Origin of the sequence: Paenibacillus ehimensis NBRC 15659, assembly GCF_004000785.1 — a bacterium.
Classification (GTDB): Bacteria; Bacillota; Bacilli; order Paenibacillales; family NBRC-103111; genus Paenibacillus_G; species Paenibacillus_G ehimensis.
Genome location: NZ_BILX01000044.1, coordinates 31,590 through 52,458, shown reverse-complemented (window position 1 = coordinate 52,458; position 20,869 = coordinate 31,590). Strand labels below are relative to the sequence as shown.

Annotated in this window: 17 protein-coding genes; 11 read left to right on the top strand and 6 right to left on the bottom strand. The window is 53.0% G+C overall.

Annotated elements, in window-relative coordinates:
- Positions 1-26: 26 nt before the first annotated feature.
- From PEH01S_RS22180 to PEH01S_RS22170, 3 genes are all read right to left on the bottom strand, one after another.
- Entirely contained in the window at positions 27-1,286 is a 1,260-nt protein-coding gene (locus tag PEH01S_RS22180) for an MFS transporter (RefSeq protein WP_246063031.1), read from the bottom strand.
- A 36-nt stretch (positions 1,287-1,322) separates the two neighbouring features.
- Positions 1,323-1,781 (bottom strand): MarR family winged helix-turn-helix transcriptional regulator, encoded by a 459-nt coding sequence (locus tag PEH01S_RS22175; protein ID WP_025849392.1) that lies wholly within the window; start codon positions 1,779-1,781, stop codon positions 1,323-1,325.
- A 357-nt stretch (positions 1,782-2,138) separates the two neighbouring features.
- Positions 2,139-2,759: a YczE/YyaS/YitT family protein gene (locus PEH01S_RS22170; RefSeq protein ID WP_127488080.1), complete on the bottom strand. Its 621-nt coding sequence runs from the start codon at positions 2,757-2,759 to the stop codon at positions 2,139-2,141.
- Between the two features lie 113 nt (positions 2,760-2,872).
- Between PEH01S_RS22170 and PEH01S_RS22165 the strand changes: the two genes are divergently transcribed.
- The 9 genes from PEH01S_RS22165 (at position 2,873) to PEH01S_RS22130 (ending at position 10,974) form a co-directional block, all read left to right on the top strand.
- The gene (locus PEH01S_RS22165; protein ID WP_025849393.1) at positions 2,873-3,325 is read left to right on the top strand and encodes a MarR family winged helix-turn-helix transcriptional regulator; all 453 of its coding nucleotides are present in this window, start codon (positions 2,873-2,875) and stop codon (positions 3,323-3,325) included.
- Between the two features lie 19 nt (positions 3,326-3,344).
- Positions 3,345-3,863, top strand: coding sequence for a GNAT family N-acetyltransferase (locus tag PEH01S_RS22160; RefSeq protein WP_127488078.1), 519 nt, complete (start codon positions 3,345-3,347; stop codon positions 3,861-3,863).
- A 174-nt stretch (positions 3,864-4,037) separates the two neighbouring features.
- Positions 4,038-4,961 (top strand): CapA family protein, encoded by a 924-nt coding sequence (locus PEH01S_RS22155; protein WP_246063032.1) that lies wholly within the window; start codon positions 4,038-4,040, stop codon positions 4,959-4,961.
- A 334-nt stretch (positions 4,962-5,295) separates the two neighbouring features.
- Positions 5,296-5,856 (top strand): flavoprotein, encoded by a 561-nt coding sequence (locus tag PEH01S_RS22150; protein ID WP_127488076.1) that lies wholly within the window; start codon positions 5,296-5,298, stop codon positions 5,854-5,856.
- Between the two features lie 39 nt (positions 5,857-5,895).
- The gene (locus PEH01S_RS35865; protein ID WP_281281511.1) at positions 5,896-6,024 is read left to right on the top strand and encodes a hypothetical protein; all 129 of its coding nucleotides are present in this window, start codon (positions 5,896-5,898) and stop codon (positions 6,022-6,024) included.
- Positions 6,025-6,191: 167 nt separating this feature from the next.
- The gene (locus tag PEH01S_RS22145; RefSeq protein WP_025849397.1) at positions 6,192-7,484 is read left to right on the top strand and encodes a radical SAM/SPASM domain-containing protein; all 1,293 of its coding nucleotides are present in this window, start codon (positions 6,192-6,194) and stop codon (positions 7,482-7,484) included.
- Between the two features lie 25 nt (positions 7,485-7,509).
- A complete protein-coding gene (locus tag PEH01S_RS22140; RefSeq protein ID WP_164827985.1) occupies positions 7,510-8,739 on the top strand; it encodes an MFS transporter in 1,230 nt (409 codons plus the stop codon).
- Between the two features lie 465 nt (positions 8,740-9,204).
- Entirely contained in the window at positions 9,205-9,768 is a 564-nt protein-coding gene (locus tag PEH01S_RS22135) for an HNH endonuclease (RefSeq protein ID WP_025849399.1), read from the top strand.
- Positions 9,769-9,918: 150 nt separating this feature from the next.
- On the top strand, positions 9,919-10,974 hold the full coding sequence (locus PEH01S_RS22130) for a YihY/virulence factor BrkB family protein (protein ID WP_127488072.1): 1,056 nt from the start codon (positions 9,919-9,921) through the stop codon (positions 10,972-10,974).
- Here the strand turns inward: PEH01S_RS22130 and PEH01S_RS22125 are convergent.
- The 3 genes from PEH01S_RS22125 to PEH01S_RS22115 form a co-directional block, all read right to left on the bottom strand.
- On the bottom strand, positions 10,950-11,984 hold the full coding sequence (locus tag PEH01S_RS22125; protein ID WP_127488070.1) for a phosphotransferase enzyme family protein: 1,035 nt from the start codon (positions 11,982-11,984) through the stop codon (positions 10,950-10,952). The genes PEH01S_RS22130 and PEH01S_RS22125 overlap by 25 nt on opposite strands.
- A gap of 137 nt (positions 11,985-12,121) precedes the next feature.
- Positions 12,122-14,074 (bottom strand): hypothetical protein, encoded by a 1,953-nt coding sequence (locus PEH01S_RS22120; RefSeq protein WP_127488068.1) that lies wholly within the window; start codon positions 14,072-14,074, stop codon positions 12,122-12,124.
- Between the two features lie 19 nt (positions 14,075-14,093).
- Positions 14,094-15,032 (bottom strand): hypothetical protein, encoded by a 939-nt coding sequence (locus PEH01S_RS22115; protein WP_025849403.1) that lies wholly within the window; start codon positions 15,030-15,032, stop codon positions 14,094-14,096.
- Positions 15,033-15,458: 426 nt separating this feature from the next.
- Here PEH01S_RS22115 and PEH01S_RS22110 point away from each other — a divergent pair, with 426 nt between their 5' ends.
- Together PEH01S_RS22110 and PEH01S_RS22105 are read left to right on the top strand one after the other, a co-directional pair.
- Positions 15,459-17,174, top strand: a complete 1,716-nt coding sequence (locus tag PEH01S_RS22110) for a vWA domain-containing protein (protein WP_407669464.1) — start codon at positions 15,459-15,461, stop codon at positions 17,172-17,174.
- Between the two features lie 38 nt (positions 17,175-17,212).
- On the top strand, positions 17,213-20,602 hold the full coding sequence (locus PEH01S_RS22105) for a tubulin-like doman-containing protein (protein WP_127488056.1): 3,390 nt from the start codon (positions 17,213-17,215) through the stop codon (positions 20,600-20,602).
- Positions 20,603-20,869: the final 267 nt, after the last annotated feature.

Sequence of the window (20,869 nt, the reverse complement as noted above, 5' to 3'; positions counted from 1 at the left end):
AACCGGAACGGGGCTTTTCGCCGATCTCACGCCGCAGCGGGCTCTTCGGGCTCGTTCGCTTTGTTGCGGAACGCCAGGATAATGATCAGACACGGAATCAGGCAGAACAAGCCGCAAAGGAAGAATGCGCCGTTAGCCCCGTAATGATCGGCCGCATAGCCGGCGAACAGGTTGCCGACCGGCGTCGAGCCGGCGAAGACGAGCGAATACACGCTCATGACCCGGGCCCGGTACTCGTCCTTCGAGTGAATTTGCAGGGACGAGTTGCAGTTGGTCGCGAACAGGATGTTGCAGAAGCCCTGCAGCGCCAGCAGCAGCCCGAACATGTACACCGAGCCGGTCATCCCGTTCAACAGCAGGAATACGGAGATAAGGATGCAGCAAGCGATGATCAAGGACAGCCGGGGGCCTTTTTTGCTGCGGAACGACATCGTCAGCGCTCCGATCAGCGACCCGACACCGAGGCAGGACATCATCAGCCCGTATGTTTTCTCCTGCATATGCAGCACGTCTTTCGTGAAGACGGGGATCAGCACGCTGAAGTTATAGGCCATCGTCCCGACGACGGTAACGAGCAGCAGTGTGCGCGCCAGCAGCCGGTCCTTGGAGATGTATACGATGCCGTCCTTAATCTCCTTGAGCAGCCCGATGTCTTTTTTCTTCTCGCGGACGTAAGGCGTCGTACGGATTTGCAGCAGCCCGTAGATGACGGCCACGAAGCTGAGCCCGTTCAGCAGAAAGCACCACCCGGCCCCGAGGTAAGCCATCATGCCGGCGCCGATCGCCGGTCCCACAATACGGGCCAGATTGAAGGTCGTCGAATTGAGCGCAATCGCGTTCATTAAGTCTTCCTTGCCGACGATCTCGATATTGAACGCCTGCCGAGTCGGCATGTCGAACGTGTTCGTTAGCCCGAGCAGGAAGGCGAGGACCAGAATGTAGCCGTACTTGACGGTGCCCGTAAAAACGAGCGCGGACAGGATCAGGGCCAGCAGCATCGACACCGTCTGGGTTACAATCAGTATATTCCGTTTCGGAAACTTGTCGATGAGCGCTCCCGCGAATAACGAAAAGCAGGTTATCGGCAAAAATTGGATTGTCCCTACCAGCCCCAGCAGAAGGGGCGAGCCTGTCAGCGTCAGCACCAGCCAGGATTGGCCGATGTTTTGCATCCAGGTGCCGATCAGGGAAACGCATTGTCCAAACCAAAAGTAACGGTAGTTTTTATGGGTCAGGGCATGAAAGTTATTATTGACGACCCTCATCCCCGCATGCCTTAGATTCACAAGCGTTCACCTGCCTTCAAAATGAATTTTTGCTGCCTAAGCTTTCGGCGTCCTGTCGTTTTCCCCGATAAACCGGGCCGCATTGCCGCCCATCTTCTCCAGCAGCTCCAGGGCGAGCCGCTGCTCCTCCTCCGTCAAGCCGTCGGACAGAATGTGCCTCCAGTCGGTGAGCACCCCGCGCACCTCGTCCTTGATCCGCCAAGCCTTTTCCGTCAAAAAGACGCGGTAAGAACGCTTGTCCTCCTCCCGCACCTGCCGCAGCACATAGCCTTGCGCTTCCAGCTTTTTCAGCGCTTTGGCCGTCGTTCCTTTATCGATTTTCAAATAGCTCGACAGCTCCTCTTGGCTGAGGCCGTCTTCTTTATACAGCGCGTTCAGGAAAATATGCTGGCCTTTGCCGATGCCATGCGCTTTGAGCCGCTCGCCGATGTACATTTGTCCGTAGCGGTACAGGAGCGATACCCACCTTGTAATCGTATTGCGCTGATCGATCATTCGGCTTCCTCCCGCTCTCAAAATAGTTGCATATGCCACTAATTACAGTATAGGAATATCTCGCCGGATTGACAAACCGGACAAACGCCGGATTTTACCCTTTTGAGCGAACAGGCCCCGATTTATCGAAGGATTTAGCCGTCTCCCTTAGACCCGTCCGGTTGGATAAAATATTTCCAGCCAGGGAAGAAGTCGCTCGAAAGCCGCATCCGGGCCGGCGCAGCTTGCCGTCTTCTTTTCCGGCCCCATCGGTAAGCTGCTGGTGTTCGGTGATCATAAAGGAATAGACCGGGACTCCTTGTCTATAGGCCGTCCTGGTCTATTGCTAATCTATCGTAATTGATTTGGGTAAAGGGATCATACATTTCGCGATGTACTAGAGTGTGTTAATATGCGGTCTAATACTTTTTCAGTTAATGGCATAAAGTAATTAAGTAGTAATCCCCCTAAACAAACGGTTAATAAAGTTCCAATGCCAATGGGTCCATTTAAAATCATTGCCATGATCAAGAATACGAGGTAAATGAACGTTCTCGAAACAAATAGATTTGTTCTGGTTAATTCCTGTAGGATTAATGTTAACCGGTCAACTGGAATCGGTGCAAAATTTGTGTGCAAATAGGTTGCAGTTCCTAACCCTATAACAACTAGGCCGATTCCAAAACAAACAGCTTTGCTGTACCATTGTTCGGGCGTTATCAAATTGTGCAACAAAAAAAGCCACATATCAATCCCAATGCCCGTTATAAATGCCGTTAACAACCCCAAAACTTCCGGTCTTTGTCTTTTTAAAAATGAATTGCAGCAGATCAATAGTAAAGCTATTATGATTTCCCAGCTTCCCACAGTAAGCCCCACATTTATGGACAGTCCTACCAAAAGTGCATCAAAAGGGGAAGTTCCAAGGTCTGATTGGATCGTGAAAGAAATACCAAGGGTTAATATTAAAATTCCTAATACATAAAAAACATATTTCACTTTAATCGGCCTCTTTATCGTTTTTTTATTGCAAATACAACAAAATTAGGTTACATTTAATGTATACCGTTTTTGTCGCATTTGCAACAAAAAGATGTGCTAAGGAGTTCATTATGAAGGAAATTCTTCGTGAAATCGGAATGATCGCAAGGGCATTAGATTCGATAAGTAATATCGAATTTAAAGAATATGACCTTACCAAAGGGCAGTATTTGTACCTTGTGCGAATATGTGAAAACCCGGGAATCATCCAAGAAAAGTTAGCCGAGATGATAAAAGTGGATCGAACAACAGCAGCTCGTGCTATACAAAAACTTGAAATGAACGGCTTTATTGAAAAGAAAGAAGATAAACATAACAAAAAAATTAAAAAACTGTTTCCAACAGAGAAAGGGGAAAAGGTTTATCCATTTATAAAAAGAGAACATGATTATTCCAATATCGTTGCACTAGAGGGATTTTCCGAAAGAGAAGCAGAAACCATGTTCAATCTTCTTCAAAGAGTAAGAAAAAATATAGAAAAAGACTGGGAATTTGTAAAAAAGGGAAACAAGAGAAATTATTGATTATCTAAAGGAGCGGCATATGACTATAAATATAAAAAAGTGTACCCTTGAAGATTTACGCCAACTTCAAGAAATTAGTTATGAAACGTTTAACGAGACATTTAAGCATCAGAATTCGCCCGAAAATATGAATGCCTACTTGGAAAGGGCATTTAACTTAGAACAATTAGAAAAAGAATTATCCAATATTTCTTCGCAATTCTTTTTTGTTTATTTTCATCATGAAGTCGCCGGATATTTAAAGCTTAATACCAATGATGCCCAGTCCGAAGAAATGGGGGATGAATCCCTGGAAATCGAGAGGATTTATATAAAGAACAAATTTCAAAAACATGGGTTAGGTAAATATTTGCTAAATAAAGCTATGGAAATTGCGATGGAACAGAATAAAACGAAAATCTGGCTAGGCGTGTGGGAAAAAAATGAAAATGCGATTGCTTTTTATAAGAAAATGGGGTTTGTTCAAACTGGAGCCCACTCTTTTTATATGGGGGATGAAGAGCAATTGGACTTTATTATGACCAAAATAGTCAGCTGATGAAGAACGATAGCGCGGCGGCGGAAACGATCCATGAAAAGCGTCAAGCTATAGAGAGTTAGAATACGAAAGCTCAAGCCGATGCAGGCGTGGGCTTTTTTCTTCTGGCCGTATCGGTGGCCCAACTTACAAGCATTTCGCTTTTCTATCGCATAAGGTGTAATCATGAAAGGAGTGGGTGGATTGACGAAAATCACAATCGCCGCAGTCGGGGATTTGTTGATGAAAAAGAAGATGATCGCCTCGGCCGCACGGGAAGGCGGATTCGCCCCTATTTTCGCCAAAGTGAAACCTTATCTGCGGAAATCCGATTTAACGATAGGCAATCTGGAGACGACCTTCTCCGGCAATAAATTTCGCGGAGAGCCCGGAAAACTGTTGTTCAACTCCCCGGACGAATTCGCTGCCGCGCTCCGGAACTTGGGCTTCGATGTATTAGGCACAGCCAATAACCATTGCATGGACGGAAAACTATCCGGTTTGAAGCGAACATTAAACGTCCTCGATCGACACGGTCTGCGGCATACGGGCACATATCGCTCCGCCCGGGAAGCCCGCCGGAAACTGATTGTTAACGTAAAGGGAATAAAAATCGGAATATTGGCTTATACGAAAGGAACGAACGGGATCCCGGTGCCGAAGCCGTGGTACGTCAACAGGCTCAACCGGAAAAAAATAATAGCGGACGTGCGCAGCTTGAAGGGCAGAACAGATTTTATCATTGCTTGCCTGCATTTCGGGAAAGAATTTCGAACGTATCCCGACCGCAACCAAATCCGGCTCATGCAGCTGCTGTTTAAACAGGGTGTGAATGTAGTGCTGGGAGCGCATCCTCATGTGCTGCATCCGATAAGGATGTTTAAGGCGAAGGACATCGACGGGCACATTAGAAATCGGGTAGCGGCGTCTTCTCTAGGAAATTTCGTATCCACCGAACTTCCCCGGCATACCGCCAGACTGCGAGGAGCCATCTTGATGTTAACCTTAACGAAAAATGCAAAAGGGATAACGGATGTGTTGAAAATGTCATGTGTGCCAACCCGCATTTTGCAAAATATAGGGAAGAAAAAGGTTTATCGGGTTGTGCCGGATAGATAGGACGGATATCGAGAGAACAGTTGCTTAGCCGGAAGGTCTCCGACAAGGAGATCTTTTTTTGTATATTGAGTAGGGATATATTTATAATAATTAACAAAAAAACTAAAAAAGTAATATTTTATTCAAAAAGTAATTTACAACCATGTCCACATGGTGTATATTATGTTTCAAGAACTCCACAATCGAAAATCTTAATTAAGAGACTCGACAACAGGCAGACGAATTTATAGGAACTCCCCTCGTCGCTTTTTTTAAATTCCCAAATGGAAGCGATTACATTTTCGTTCGCAACGACGCGCCGAATTGATTTGGATTGTACCAAGGAGGGGGATCTATGAAGCTGCTGATCGGAGCAAGCGCCTCTTCGGCGATTATCGAATTGCCGTATTATATACGGATTTTTCAGGAAAAGCTGCAAGCCGAAATAAGGGTCGTCGTTTCGGAAAATGTTTCCAACTTCATCAACCCGCAATTCTTGGGCGCACATATCGAAGGGAAAGTCTATCAAAAAATGCTCGACCCTGCGTATGACGTCGCCGTGCCTCACTCTTTTCTAGCCTCTTGGGCGGACATGTTCGTCGTGCTGCCCTGCACCGCCAACACGTTAGCCAAAGCTGCCAACGGAATCACCGATAATCTCCTTACGATGCTCATCCTTTGTTTTCCAAGACCCGTCTTGTTTTTCCCTACGATGAATATGAACATGTACAACACGGCGGTCGTACAAGCCAATGTGCAAAAGCTGCTCGATCTGGGCCACCGCGTCGCCATTCCGGATGGAAATGTAACCGTTACCGCGACGGGAGAAAAAATGTCGGGGGGCCATCCGCCCAATCCTTATACCTGCGCGAAATACATACACAACATGTATGAACTTTATTGTATGACCACATGATGCTCCATCTTTTTCTTCAATGAAAGGAGGTGATATCATATGAAAATGGAAAATGCCGTAATTTTTCATGGCGTAGACGTATTGGACGAGGCTGTGGATTTGGCGGAATTGTCTTCGATTATTGATGACAAAGAAAGCGATGCAAATGACAACTGTAACGGTTGCTAGTAACGACGGAGCTGGAAACATTCGTTTCCAGCTCTTCTAACTCGTAAAATAGGGCGGTGAATGAATTGGAGCCATTTACAGTACTTCCGAAGCGTGAAAATTCCACCAAAAGTACTCGTTATCGCGCCTCTCGTTATAACATCAAGGCGGTGGAGCCGGATGGAAGCATGTACATCACGAATACGATGTCGGGCGCTTTTATGCATATCTCGGACGAGCAGGTTCCCTATGTCGATCAACTGCTCAAGCATGGAGCGGATGAACCGTTGGATGGGCTGGCTGCCGTCCTCAAGAAGCAAGGCTTTATCGTCCGCGAGGACATCAACGAGTTTTTTCGCGCCCGCATGCTGCATGAAATGGTCGGAAGAAGCGAGCAGAAGCTCAGACTCATCTTTTTGACGACCGAGCAGTGCAACTTCCGATGCAAATATTGTTATGAAAAATTTGAAAAAGGCAAGCTGCAGCCGGAGGTCATTCAAGGAGTCAAAACATTTCTCCAGCACAAGGTTCGTTTTCTCAACCGGTTGCACATGAGCTGGTTTGGAGGCGAGCCCCTCCTTGCGCTTGACGCTATAGAAGAAATATCGCAGTACGTTATCCCCCTGTGCGAACAAAATGGAGTTCAATACCGGTCAAACATGACCACAAATGCATACCTGTTGACGAAGAAAAATATCGAGCGGCTGTTTGCCTGTCGCGTATTTGCTTTCCAAATTACGTTGGACGGCGATGCCGAGCAGCATAACGCCAACCGGTATTTGCAGAACGGCGCTCCCACGTTCGAAACGATTTTTCAAAACCTGCTGCACCTCAAGGAACGCCCCGAACCGTTCCGCTGTAAAATACGCATTAACTTTGACCAGACGAATGTGCATCAGATTCCGAGCTTTATCCAAAAGCTCCGTGCGCATTTCGGAGAGGACCCACGGTTCCGCATCGATTATTTCCCCATCGGCAAATGGGGGGGAGACAACGATGAGAATCTGGAAGTGCTGTCGCTCAAGGAATCGGTGAAGCATCAATTGGATTTGTGCACGATGGGATTGGAAGAAGGGCTTAACAATGACCTGGAAGACATTTTGAAACCGGGTGGCTACGTTTGCTATGCGGCCAAATCCAACTCCTTTGTGATTGGCTCGGACGGCATCGTCTACAAATGCACCGTCGCTTTGTACAACGAAAACAATCAAATCGGGCGCATTACGCCGGACGGACAAATGCGGCTCGACGCCGATAAGCACGCGCTGTGGATTATGAACGACGAGTCGGAGGATTCGGGCTGTAAATCCTGCTTCCTGCGTCCCTCCTGTCAAGGCGCGTCCTGTCCGCTCGTGCGGATCGAGAAGGGGGTAGCCCCCTGTCCCCCGTTAAAGTCCAAAATTAAAGACGTGATCCGCATCGTCGGCAAGGAAAAACGCAAAATGGCGGTGCAGAAGCAGGCCACTTCCGCAAACGCTTAGGATGCATGAGAAAGGGAAGCAACCCATGCTCAACAAAAATTTCTTTGCTTTTGTCGCATGTGGAATGGTAAGCAGCATCGGGGACTTGCTTTACTTTTTTGTTTTTTCCTGGTATATCGCATCGGCGACACAGTCCGTTCAATATATGGGGACGATTATGCTGGTCAGCGGGATCACCCAATTTGCCGCCAGCATATTTTGCGGGGCCTGGGTCGATGTGTGGGGAGCCAAAAAAATCATCGCCGGCTCCAATGTCATACGCGCGCTCCTGATGATCGGATTGATGCTTGTGAGCATGACCCAGGCCCCGTCCTTGTATGTGCTTCTGCTGATCGCTATCGCTTTTGCCATCACGGATGCCAGCTTTTATCCCGCGGTGGAGACGATTAAGCCCCAGCTTGTGTCCGAGGACCACTTAAGCCGAATGAACGGCGTATGGTACACCCTTGCCCGCATCTTGTCCCTGATTGCCCCTTCCATTAGCGCATTATGCATGAATCTGCTCGGCATTCAAGCTTCCTTCCTTTGTATGGCCGGATGCTATACGGCATCGGCATTACTTCTCTTATTCGTTCGTATCCAAAAGACGCAAACCGAACCTAAAGCGGAATCAGGCAAATGGAAGCATTACAAGCAAAGCCTTACGGAGGGCTGGATCTTTATTCGGAACAGCCGACTGATGATGACGCTCCTGTGGCTTATTTTTTGTGTAAATATCGGGGCGAACAGCAACGGCTTATTGCTTCCGTTTTTAATGAAAAGCATGAACTGGGATGCGCAGCATATGTCGTATATTTATACTTGGCAGGCCGCCGCCGGGATCGTCTGCGGCAGTTTATTGTCGGTAAAAAGCGTAAAGCAGCCGTCCTTTCTTTATGTGCTTCTCGGATTTTTGGGGCAGGGAGTGGCGATTTTAACGGTCTGCTTTTCTTCGACTCTTGTATTTTTATGTCTAAACTTCGCTTGGCTGAGCGTCTGTACGGCGTTGGTCAACATTTTTATCCGCACGATGATGCAAAAAGAAGTGCCTAACCGCTACATGGCGCGGGTCGGCAGTCTGTTTGCGGCGATTAGCATGACTTCTACACCGTTGTCCCGCTTTTTTACCGGCTTTCTGACCGACCGTCTCGGGGTCCGGCAGATGTACTTTTGGGCAGGCGCGTTCGAGGTTGTCGTGGTCGTTATTTTTTTCATGCTCTATAAGCAAATTACGGTGCAGCCCGGCGTTAAATCGCAAACGGAGGTTAGCGGGTAATGCCGAAAGGCCGAACGCTTACGGCACTTTGACCGAAGAGGGACACTCCGGCCAGGGTGTTGAGAAAGTGGTCGTTTACAAAAATAGAGATGCATGCGGAGGTGGGGGATCCACTGGAGAAGCGATAGCGGCCGCCTTGGTCTTCGGGAAATGTCCGCCATTCAGCGGCTTTACCCGAGGACCCGGGGGCCCCGCAAAGTACTCGGACTAAGCTTCCCTGATTCAACTTCACTTTGCGGGGTGGAGTAGCGGTCGAAAGTGGATACCCCCCCATCGTAACCCTCTATTATCTCATCTGACCACTTTCTCAACATTACCCGGAGAGGACTTCTCCGGCTTTTTTTTGCGCCGTTAATGATGTACAGAATCAACGGTAAGAGGCGTTAAAGAATGGAATATGCGGAAAGCCCGCCAAACCTGTTATACTATAACTTAGCGATGTCAGACGAAAAGAAGAGGAACAACATGATCGGAGCATACTGCAGCTTGTACAAATCGTGCAAACGCTGCGGACAAAGCAAATATTACCGCCAGTTCCCGCCCCGGGGCGGCCGGAAAGCAAGCGGAGCATCCCGCAAAAGCGTATGCCGCAAATGCGAGCGGCGCAAGCCGGCCGTGCAAGCCCCGCAAGCACCCCCGGTGCCGCGTGCGGCGAAGCTGCTGAGACAAGACAGACAGGGCATGATTCGCATGAAGGGGAAGAGCAACAACGGCAGGCCATGGATGCAAGAGATCGAATGGAGCCTTGCGGTGCTGTTAGTGGAGGAACAAGCGGCCGTCGTTGTTACGCCATACATGATTCGCCGGCTGTACAGCAACGACGATTTCCGGAATATGATTATGACCCGGGACCGTTATACGTGCCGCTATTGCGGCGGATACGGCGATACGATCGACCATATCGTCCCGAAATCCAAGGGAGGCCATACGACGCCGGTGAACTGCGTATGCTCCTGTTATGCATGCAATCAGAGCAAGGCCGACCAAGATGCCGCCGGGTTTATGGAAAAGCAGCGTTCTCCCATCTGATTCCCGCAAAGCGCCGGGCGTGGTGCGGGAGACAAGCCGGGGTCCGGTTCCGCCGCCCTTGATTCATCCAGAGTCCTTTACGGTTAAGTAACTATCCAAGCATAACTTTCCAAGCTACATCTTGACGGGCAGCAGAAGGAGGAAGGAGTTATGGCGAGAACCGTAGAGCCTGGGGATCGAAAGGGCGCTTCGTTCCGCGGGACGCGAATCGACAACGCTTCGCAGCCGTCCTTCGGCCCGAGATACGCGAAGCGGCGGATGGGCCTCGCGGCCTTTTTGCAGCAGCTGTACTGCCGCTTTCAAGACGACGAGGTGCCCGCATTGGGGGCGCAGCTTACTTACTATTTGATTTTAGCTTTCTTTCCGTTTCTTATTTTCGTCATTTCGCTTCTTAGCTTCACCGACATTTCGGCATCCGAGGTCATCGACAGCATGGCCCGAATGATGCCGGATTTGTCGAGCCGGGCGGTGGCGGATGCGTTCGGGGAAATTCAAAGGTCGCGCAGCGGCTCCGTGCTTTCCATCGGATTGCTTGCCGCTTTGTGGTCGGCCTCCAACGGCATCAGTGCCGTAATGAAGGCGCTGAATAAGGCGTATGACGTGGAAGAGAGCCGTCCGCTCTGGAAGGCTAAAGGAATCTCCGTTCTGTTTACCCTTGTTCTGGCGATTGTCGTTTTGTTTACGTTCGTATTGCTAATCTTCGGCAAGATCGTCGGGGCCTCGGTTTACAAATTTGTGCATTTCCCGGGAAATTTCGATTTGCTATGGGGGCTCATCCAATATGCGATACCGCTCGTGACTATCGCTGTCGTATTTGTCCTCCTATACCGCTATACGCCGAATTTGCGGCTAACGTTCAGCGAAGTGCTGCCCGGCGGATTGTTCGCCACGGCCGGATGGGTCGCCGCTTCGCTGTTGTTCTCCTATTATGTCAATCATTTCGGCAGCTACACGAAAACGTATGGCAGTATCGGCGGCATTATCGTGCTTTTGACGTGGCTGTATTTGTCGAGCATCGTGATGATTTTGGGTGGTGAAATCAACGCCACGCTTCATTTTAACCGTCACGGCAAACGAAAGCCGTCCTGCAAGCCGTTCGGCTTTACGCTGCCTTTGCGGAATCATCGTCAGAAAACGGCCCGGGAAGCCGGCCGGGAAAGCGGGGCGCCTGCGGATTCCCCTCAGCGCGGGAAAGCGGGGCAGTAGTCTTTATTCAAATAAACCAGCATGCGCTGCAATTGGCGGTTGACCTGTTCCATCCGGCCCGCCTTTAGGTCGCCGAGCACGTCGTCCACCTGATAGCACGCGAAAGCCCTGCGCACAACAATCAAGTCGTTCAGCACGCTCCGTTCCCGCGTGTTCAGAGGACGGCTCCGCTCGTAGCCTGACAGCAGCGCATTCAGATACCGGTCTCCCAGCTCTTCCGGAGTCTCCGCTCCTTCCTCCTTATCCGCCGCGTAAGCCAAAAACGACGCTTCTCCCGCCAAATGACCGACAAAAACGTCGGTTCCCGCCAGATGAAAGTCAATCACGCCGCACAGACGTCCGTTTTCATCCACAAGCAGATTGTTTAAAGAAAAATCTCCCTGCACCGGACCGCCCGGTAGCTCGGGCCAACATGCCCGGAGCTTGGAGCGTTTTTGACGGTACAGGGCGAAAACCTCGCCTACCAGCAAGGGCTCTGCGGCGCTAGCCCGAAGCGCGTTTTCCAAGGCTTGGGCATCCTGATCCAGCTCGTCCTCCGGGCCGAACAGGCTCCACGGACTCCCGGAGGTAAAAGGGACCGGCGTCGGTGCCTGACCGGCAAGCCGGTGCATGGCTCCAAGCCATTCTCCGGCTTGTTCCGCGAGCGCGATCGTCAAGCTTTCCGGTTCTTTTCCCGGCAGCCAGGTTTCCACGGTCGCCCAAACCTCGCGCCCGTTCCACGACAAAGTCAGATAAGGGCGTCCGTCGCTTCCGTACAAGCGTGAAGGGACGTTCAGTCCGCCGCCGGAAAGCAGTCCGCAGAGGGAGGCTTGCCCGGCAAGGTCCTCCAAGGTCGAATAGGGGTTGGACATCATCCGCACGGCATAGCTCCGTCCGTCGGCTGTCGTTGCTTTATAGACGATGCGCAGGTCGTCCGGGTCCTCTTCGTGCTGCACCCGGTTCAACCCGGCGAACACCGGCAATTGAAAATGGTCCCGAATTTTCTTCAATAAAGCATCATCATCGAACACGGCTCTTCAAACCTCGATCCTCAATAGATATACTCCTCTTACGGAAAAGCCCGGCCATTTGTTGCAGTGTCGAACGAAAAAAGGAAGACCCCGCTTCCGATGGCGGAAAGTCTTCCCTTTTCATGCGGGATATCGGCTTACGCTTCTTCGTCCTGCACAAGCGACGATACTTGTACGACGTAAGCTTTCACCGTCTTGCCTCCTTGCTTCAGATCCTCGGTGGAAGTATACGTACCCGTGACGACCGCCGGACCGGTGCTGAACCTGAATTTGCCGGTCAGCACGATGTAAAGATCGTCGAACTTGACGATGGCCCGGTTGTCCGCAACCGATTGGATGTCGCATTGGAACACGACCTTCGCGTTTTTGTTCTTCGGCAGCTCATTGGCCGTAATGCTTTTGACTTCCTTCGCATCCTTCGCGCCTTCTTTGGCATCCCTAGCCGTCCCGTCCTTCGGATCTTTTTTATCCGCTTCCTGCTTCACGTCGCCATTCACGTCCCTGCCGGCGTTGTCCCCGTTTTCGGTGAAATCCTTGTCGGACTTGACGAAGACATACCGCCCGCTGCGGTATTCGTAGACCGCTTTCGCTCCGGCTTGGGATCCCGGGGCTTCCGTCCCGTTCTTGTCCTGACTGTTCTTGTCCGCACCGTTCTTTTCCGTCCGCTCGGGTACCGGATTATCGGCGCTTACGACGCCGGAACGTACCGATTCCAGCTTATCGGCTTCCAGATCGAGAATCGGCTTAAGCTCGGACCCGTGCGCTTCGAAAGCGACATAACGGGCCTTCCGCTTTTTGGAAGCCGCTTCGAGCAGCAGCACGGGCTGTCCTTCCGGGCTGAGCTCGTCGGCAGGACGAATCGCTTTGACGGCGGTCAGGTCGCTTGGCACGGCACCTTCTGCGACCTCGATGCGCTGGTCCGCGAACAGGCGGGCGAGCACGAGCTTTTTCTTGTCCGTAATGGCGGCCGCCGCCGTTTGCGCGCCGTTCGTCCCTTTCAGACTCGTGGCGGCGGAAAGGGCGCCCTCGATGCCGGCCTTTTGAAGCAGCACAGCCGGGTCGCTTTCCAATCGGCGCTGATCGAGCGCCTGCAGCTCCTTGGACGTGTCGCGGTACGCGCCGAGCGTTTTGTACAGCTCGTCCGCTTCCGCATACTTTTTCGCGGCAATCAGCTGCTCCGCCCGGGCCAGACGGCCGTTCACCACCGATTGGATATACCCGTTCAGCTTGCTGCTGTTGCCGAAGAGCTCCTTGTAGGACTGCACGGTTTTGGCAGCGGCCAGAAAGCCGCCCAGATCGTTTTTCTCCAGCTTGGCCAGCGTGTCCTGAGCCGCCTTCTCAAGTTTTGCTGCGACCCAGGGTGCCTCCCAGCCCCGATCCTTATAAAATTTTTGCAGCCCTTCGCCTTCCTTCAGCACTTCATCCAACGATTTGGATTTGACGAGTGCGTCCAAGCGGCCTTGGTCGTATTTTTGCAGCAGCGGGTTCAACGCTTTCCGCTTCGCCGCTTCGTCCTTATAGTAGGCGGCGGGAATCTGCAGCAGGAAGCCGACAGCGGTGTCGGCGTCGAATTTTTTCTTGGCGATGGCGCCTTCAACGCTTTGAATCAGCGTCGTCTTGACCGAGCCGAACGCTTCCGCGAAGCGCTCGTCGATATTGTAGGACGCCGCGGTTTCCGCGAACCGCTTCTGCGAGCCTTCGTCCAGCTTGGAAACCTGCGACTTTGCGGATTGGTACGACTCGTACGCTTTCACCAAGCTTCCGGCATCGTTTACGGCAACGGCCGAAGCAATCTGGTCGGTCAGGGACGAGAACAGCCGTTTCGCTTGCGTAACGGGCTGAAGAGCGCTGAGCGCCTGCGCCGTTTCCGCCTCTTTATAATCGACGAAGCCGATGTTCTGCGCCTTGAGGAACAGCTCTTCGGCTTCCACGGCATTGCCTGCGGCAAGCTGCGCCGCCGCCTGCTGGTAAAGCTCCGCTTTTTGCCACCAGGCGTAGACTTTGAAGCCCGCCGCCAAAAGCAGGAGGACAAGGACGGCAATCGCGGTGTTTCTGTAACGGATGGACCGTTTATACGTAGAGATAGACATAGGCAGCCTCCTTTCGTTTCTACAGGATGCCTTGGAATTCCGGGTCGAAGTCGTATTTCAGCTTCACGGCATCGCGCGCTTTCTGGGTCAGCTCGGGGTCGGCGTCCGGCTGCTCGGCAAGCAGCCGGCACAGCCGCAGCAGCCGGTCCTTCGGCAGCTCCTGGGCGTGGTCCAGCAGCAGGCTGCGGTACGCGTGCAGATTGGACTTCACGCGCAGCGCGGCTCCGGCCGCCGCCGTCAGAACGTCTCTTCCCTCGGGAAGCCTTTCGATCATGCCCCGGTATTTCATGACGTAGTCGAGCGCTTCGCGGTTGATCAGCTGCGGACGCACCTTGCCGATTTCATGCATGTATTCGATGACGTCTTTGTCGAAACGGTTCGGCAGAAGGGAGCTGAGCTCGAGGTCCATATCGCTGCGCAAAATAAATTTGTTCAGGCAGTATACCTTTAAGATTTTGATCGAGTCGTCTTGAATGAAATAACCGATCTCGCGGAACTTTTCATAAGCGGTTTTAAAGTCTTCCGCCCGAAGATCCGCTTCCGCATCGTCGATGTCGAGCAGCAGGCCTTCGCGAATTTTTTGCTGATCGCGAAGGAGTAAACGGCTTAACGTACGTCTATATAAAATAGGCTCGTAGCGCTTATGCAAAAAAACGAACAGCGCGAGCAGCAGAGCGGCGCCGACGAAAGACAAAATCATCTGCTCCGCGTTGCGGGCGAGCAGGAAGGCGAGGGCGCCGATCGCGCCGACGGCCAGCATCCCGGTCTGCTTGCGGTGCTTCAGAACCGCCCCGGCCTGCTCGGGAACGGCGCTGCGGCTTTGCTCGGCTTCGCACGAGAGGCAGCGGTCGTCCCACAGGCAGGAATACCGGCTGCAGCGCCGGCACTGCTTCAAGCGGTCGAACAAATGCGAGGTGGCCTGCGTTTTGCGGAATTGAACGGCGTTTTTAGTTGTCATGGCCGTCACCCTGTTCACCTTGATTTAACCTTGCGGCGAATGCGGTATCGATGTCCGCAAGCGGGACGTCTTGCTTCCGGCAATAAGAGCAATACATAAAAAATGCTAGAAGAAACAGGGCTCCAAGAGCCAACACAGCTACGGTCAGCATAATTCTCTCCCCGGTATTTTCGAATTTAACAGGCAATAACTTAAGAATTCCGTAAGGTTTCGTTAGTGGAATTTTACTTTGTGACCAGTTAATATGTAGATTAGTAGACGACATGCAGTTCCATTGTACTACCCTCTACGGCAATTTACTACACTATACCATATTGGTTCGGGATGGTTCGACATCGGGCCGTCCATAGGTTTGGAGGAATGAACCCCGTGAAAATCATCAAAGTGCTGCTCCGACCCGTCGCCGCTCTGCTGCTCGCCGTCCTGATGCCGCTTCAGGCCGCGGCAGCCCCGGCGGGCGCCGTCGATATGAAGATGGATGCCGTTCTGTCGGTGGACGTCAGCACGTCCATGAACGAGAGCGACGTCAACAAAGTCAGCAACGAAGCGATGAAAATGTTCGTCGACATGGCCTCCGTGCAGGGCGACAAAATCGGCATCGTCGCCTATACCGATCAAGTGATGCGCGAGAAGGCGCTGCTCACCATCAACTCCGCCGCGGATAAGCAGGACTTGAAATCGTTCATCGACAAGCTGTCGAAGGGGCCTTACACCGACATCGCCGTCGGCGTAAGCGAAGCGGTGAAGGTGCTCGAATCCGGCACGGAGCAGGGACACGTTCCGCTCATCGTGCTGATGACCGACGGCAACAACTCGCTGAACGCCGGCCGCACGCAGCAGCAGTCGGATCAAGAGCTCGCCGATGCGATCAAGAAAGCGCAGGACAAAGGCATCCCGATCTACACGATCGGGCTCAATGCCGACGGAAAGCTGAACAAGGCGGTGCTGGAGCGCATCTCCCACGAAACGAAGGGCAAATCGTTCATCACGAGCACGGCGGACAATCTGCCGCAAATTTTGAGCGAAATTTACGCGAACCATTTCAAGCTGAAGGTTGTGCCGCTCACCGGCTTCGTGGCGAACGGGCAGTTTCAGGATGTGACCGTCTCGATCCCGAACGCCAGCGTGCAGGAAGCCAACATCTCAATCATGTCTTCGAAGCCGGTGGAGGTCAAGCTGTTCGATCCGTCCGGCAAAGAGCAGAAAGTTCCGTCGGACCGCGTCGTCTATACGGCTTCGAGCGCCTACTCTTTATTGAAAGTATTGACCCCGGCGCAAGGCGACTGGAAGCTGCAGGTCAAAGGCGTGCAGAAGGAAAAAATTAACATTAATCTCGTTTACAATTACGATCTCCAGCTCGTGATGGAGCCCTTGGCATCGACGACGCTGAAGCCGGGCGACGAAGTACAGGTCAAAGCGTATTTGCAGACCGCCGGACAAAAGACGGCCGATGCGGATTTGTACAAGGGCTTGAAGGCGTCGGCGGTCTTGACGGACCTGGATACGAAGAAGACCGAGGAGAAGCCGCTGACGATCGGCGCACAGGGCATCGCGGGCAGCTTCAAGGTCGCGGACGCGCACGACTACGAGCTTAAGATCAAGGCGGAAGGCGCGAACTTCCTGCGCGAGACGCCGCCCGTGAAGCTCACGGCCAAATCTGGCGGAGCGGCATCCAAGCCTGCGCCCGAGCCGGCGAAGGAGACTGCGGAAGGCTCGCTCAGCCCGACTGTATGGGCGGCGATCATCGCCGGCGTGCTTGTGCTTGCGGGAGCCGTCCTGTACGCGCTGTCGGCTTACCGCAAGGCGAACAAAGGGTTCGTCGGGCAGCTCGTGATCGAGGTCAAGGACGAGGACACGGGCGAGCGGACGAATCCGCAGTACCGCAAGCTGAACGCGTTCAAGGGCAAGGTGACGCTGCATCAGCTGCTCCAGCTTGCGCCGGAGTTTGCGGAAACGAAGGATATCGTTTTCCGGCCCGGTCCGAACGATACGGTGCTGCTGCACAATGCGACGCCCTGCGTCGTCGAAAAAGGCGGACGGGTGTTCGATGCCGCCAAAGGAAAAGAAATTCGTGCAAACGACCGCATCAAAATCGCGCTTCAAAACGTCAATAAGTCGATAAGCGTCGAATACTTGAAATAAATATCCCATTTGGCCTTGGTAACAGGAGGAGTCCGGACATGAAAGCAGTAGTCAGAGAGCATATACAGCAGTTGGACGTATCCTTGGGCGGCGGCATCGTCAGCGAGAAAATCCGCGTCGACACGATCGACAACCCGATGCTGGTCATCGGTCTCGGCGGAACCGGCATCGATGCGCTGCTGCGGCTCAAGTATCAGGTGAACCGGCGGTTCAAGCTGCCGGAGGACCCGTTCACGAAGAAAAAGCGCGAGAAGCCCGACAACATCGAGTTTCTCGCGTTCGAGACGAACGAGCACGATCGCAACAAGCGGTACAAGGGCATCGGCCTCGATCCGATGACCGAATTCGTGCTGCTGTCGAACGCGGAGATCGGCAGCGTGCTGCAAAACCGCAGCATTTTGGAGCCGTACATTAAAGAATGGCTGTCGCCGGAGCTGACGATTACGGACGGCATCAACGGCGCTTCGGGCGTCCGGCAGGCCGGCCGGCTGCTGCTGTTCACGAAGATCGTGCAGGTCGTCCAGACGATCGAGCGCAAAATCAAGACGCTGTCGGTCGGCACGAACAAGAAGCTGATGGTGTTCCTGCTGACGGGCATCTCCGGCGGCACGGGCAGCGGCTGCTTCCTCGATATCGCGTATATCGTGCGCGGCATTCTGGAGCGGGACTACGGCTCGGCCGGCGTCGACAAAGTCGGCATTCTCGGCTATCTGTTCACGCCGGACGTCAATCTGGCGAACAAGGCATTGACCGAGCATTCGCGCGAATATATCAAGAAGAACGGCTATGCGGCGCTCAAGGAGCTAGACTACTGGATGAACGTGGACGAACGCGGCGACCGGTTCAAGCAGCAGTACGCGAACATTCTGACGGTCAACTCTCCGATGCCGCCGTTCAACCTGGCGCATCTTATATCGGCGACGAACCTCGAAGGCAAGCTGCTCGAAAATGCGTACGACTACTGCATGAACGTGACGGCGGAGAACATCACGAACTTCATGGCGAGCGAGCAAAAGCAGTCCGGCGAGGAATTCGCCATTCACGACTATATCAGCAACATCCGTACGAACATCAATCAGATGCCGAAGACGTATGCGGCGAACTATCAATACAATATTTTGGGCGCGTCGTCCGCGGTTTTGCCGATCGAGGAAATGACGACGTTTTTGGCGTACAAAGTGTTCCAGCGCATGTCGACGATGTTCGAGGCGGGCCCGAGCCAGGAGGACGTCGAGAAGCTGGCGCATAAGCTGGGCCTCGACCCTGATTCGATCCACCGCGAATTCGACAAAAACGTGCCGGAGCCGCTGCCCGGCTACCAGAACAGCGAGCGGCTCAGCTACAACAACGTCGTGAAGCAGCAGGTCGTCCATATCGACACGGAGCTGGAGCAGAGCTACCTGTCGCGGGCCCGGGAGGAGTACATCAAGGCCCGCAAGCAGCTGCCGGGCCAAATCCGGGAGATCTTCGCCGAGCAGATGGGCAAAATGTTCCGCCATCCCGAGCAGGGGCCGTTCTACGTGTCGCGGGTCATTTTGCAGGACAAAGGCTTCTGCCTGCTGAAGCTGATCTCGTCGTACATCGAATCGCTGAAGGAAAGCCTGTACCGCATACCGCGGGATATCGAGGCGGCGGGCGATACCGCCATGCAGAAGCTGACCGAAGCGAAGAGCGCGTTCATCTCCAAGGATAAGAAGAAGGATGCGTACATCGAAGCGAAAATTCAGGAGTACCTGCTGCACGCCGACCGCGAGCGGATGGAACAGATGATCGAGTTTTACGAGGATCTTTACACGCTCATCAACAACGACAACTCGCGCATTTATCAGGTGTTTACTGAAATATTAAATGAATTAAATAAAATTTTCCAGAAAAACGGCGATATTCTCACCAAAGGGCAGGAGGAAGTCGATCACAAGGGCAATCGCACATACTATTGGAACATCGTCAGCGTGCCGGATATGGCGAAGCTGATCGGCGACGTGACCGACGAGAAGAACGTCACCGAGCTGATCCGCGACTTTACGCAGGAGCTGCTGGAGAAGTCGAACCAGTGGATCAAGGAGCAGGAAGTGGACGTCGTTTCCTCGATTTCCGAGTTTTTGACCGAGCAGTTCAGCGACTTGATCACGAAGTCGATGGAGGATTTCCTGATCATCAAATACGGCCATGAGGATTCGCTGGAGAAGCTGGTGGAGCAGAAGATCGCCGGAAGGCTGTACGAGGAAGCGAAGCCGGTGTTCCATCTGACCAACAGCTCGGGCCATTTCAATTTCCCGTCGTGGGGCTTCGTGTCCGTGCCGGTGAAGGCGCCGAATATTTTCAAGGGCATCCGCAATTTCCAGGACAACGCCATCGCGAACTCGCGCTTCACGATCAAGGAGAGCGAAGTGAAAAACCGCGTTTTCTGGCTGAACACCCAGAACGGCATTCCGCTGTTCCTGTACACGCCGCTGAAAGTGTACGAGGAAAGCTACGAGCGCTCGATTCTGGAGCCGGAAGGCGTCGGACGCCATCTGGTCCAGACGGAGAAGACGAACTGGACGTACCTGCCGTCGCCGATCCCGGAAAAATCGTGGGGCGACACCTACGAAAACGCGCGTGTGAAAAGCTACAATGCCGAAGTCCGCAGCGTGTTCGACCAATCGCTGGCCCTGCGCATTATCCGCGAGAAGTCGGCGGATCAAGGCACGACGGGCCGGTACGAGTGCGTATTCACCAAGCCGTTCGATCTGGAGCAGAAGCTGGCGGCGTATCCGATGCAGCTTAACGCGGCGAAGCCGAACCTCGGCGAAATCAAGCGCTGCGTCGCCGACTTGAAGGCGCTTGTGGCAAGCGGTCTGGAGCAGGACGGTCTCAAGGACATCTTCGGCAGCGTGAACGAGGAGATGGCGAAGGAGAACCTGATCCGCTCGCCGGAGCTGCTGCGCCGCGTCCGCGAGGAGCTGGCCAAGTACCGCCGGATCGAGGCGAAAATCGCCGAGCTGGAGCAGGTGCTGGCTGTCCACCAGGACGAGGAGAAATTCATCCAGCAGTTTATCGAAGCGATGTACACCGGCGCGATCGTCAAAAAAGGCGCGCTCTACGTGTACGACCACGACGCGGACGAGGACCCGTGGGAGCCGTTCGTCAACCTGATGCAGGCCGGCAAATTCCCGGAATACGAAATTTACCGCAAAATCCGCGCCCTCGACGCGAAGCGCCTCGGTCTGCTCCAGCGCAAATCGTCGAAGCTCAGCCAGCAGCTCACCGCCCAAGAAGACATCAGCGGCCTGCTGACGAAGCTGCAGGACATGGCCGCCGCCTACCAGGACGCCAAGTCCGCGCTCGACTACGACCGCGGCGAATATGTCGACGGCGAAGACATGTACCAATTCTACAAGCAAATCGCCAGCAAGGTGAGCGACATCCTTCGCAGCTTGAAATAGGAGCTACGCAAGGGATACCGACAAGCTCTGCTCATATACGCAGCCGATCCATTGCGGCGGTGTTTTAGTTATATTTCGTGAAATTTAGCGAGATTAGGTAAGATGTGCCCTGGAAGAAGCGCTTGCGCTGTCCGCCTTTGAAACCCATGAATATTCCTTAAAATATAATCGGTATTCATGGGAATCCGGGGTCCCCGAAAAGTAATAGGATTTAGCTACGAAGCGTTGCTTCACTTTTTGGGGTGGGGGCGCGGCTGGAGGGGGATA

Excerpts from the sequence above, each read along its gene's own strand:
- PEH01S_RS22175 (WP_025849392.1), bottom strand. The coding sequence starts at position 1,781 with ATGATCGATCAGCGCAATACGATTACAAGGTGGGTATCGCTCCTGTAC.
- PEH01S_RS22165 (WP_025849393.1), top strand. The coding sequence starts at position 2,873 with ATGAAGGAAATTCTTCGTGAAATCGGAATGATCGCAAGGGCATTAGAT.
- PEH01S_RS22160 (WP_127488078.1), top strand. The coding sequence starts at position 3,345 with ATGACTATAAATATAAAAAAGTGTACCCTTGAAGATTTACGCCAACTT.
- PEH01S_RS22150 (WP_127488076.1), top strand. The coding sequence starts at position 5,296 with ATGAAGCTGCTGATCGGAGCAAGCGCCTCTTCGGCGATTATCGAATTG.
- PEH01S_RS35865 (WP_281281511.1), top strand. The coding sequence starts at position 5,896 with ATGAAAATGGAAAATGCCGTAATTTTTCATGGCGTAGACGTATTGGAC.
- PEH01S_RS22145 (WP_025849397.1), top strand. The coding sequence starts at position 6,192 with ATGTACATCACGAATACGATGTCGGGCGCTTTTATGCATATCTCGGAC.
- PEH01S_RS22140 (WP_164827985.1), top strand. The coding sequence starts at position 7,510 with ATGCTCAACAAAAATTTCTTTGCTTTTGTCGCATGTGGAATGGTAAGC.
- PEH01S_RS22135 (WP_025849399.1), top strand. The coding sequence starts at position 9,205 with ATGATCGGAGCATACTGCAGCTTGTACAAATCGTGCAAACGCTGCGGA.
- PEH01S_RS22130 (WP_127488072.1), top strand. The coding sequence starts at position 9,919 with ATGGCGAGAACCGTAGAGCCTGGGGATCGAAAGGGCGCTTCGTTCCGC.
- PEH01S_RS22120 (WP_127488068.1), bottom strand. The coding sequence starts at position 14,074 with ATGTCTATCTCTACGTATAAACGGTCCATCCGTTACAGAAACACCGCG.
- PEH01S_RS22115 (WP_025849403.1), bottom strand. The coding sequence starts at position 15,032 with ATGACAACTAAAAACGCCGTTCAATTCCGCAAAACGCAGGCCACCTCG.
- PEH01S_RS22110 (WP_407669464.1), top strand. The coding sequence starts at position 15,459 with ATGCCGCTTCAGGCCGCGGCAGCCCCGGCGGGCGCCGTCGATATGAAG.
- PEH01S_RS22105 (WP_127488056.1), top strand. The coding sequence starts at position 17,213 with ATGAAAGCAGTAGTCAGAGAGCATATACAGCAGTTGGACGTATCCTTG.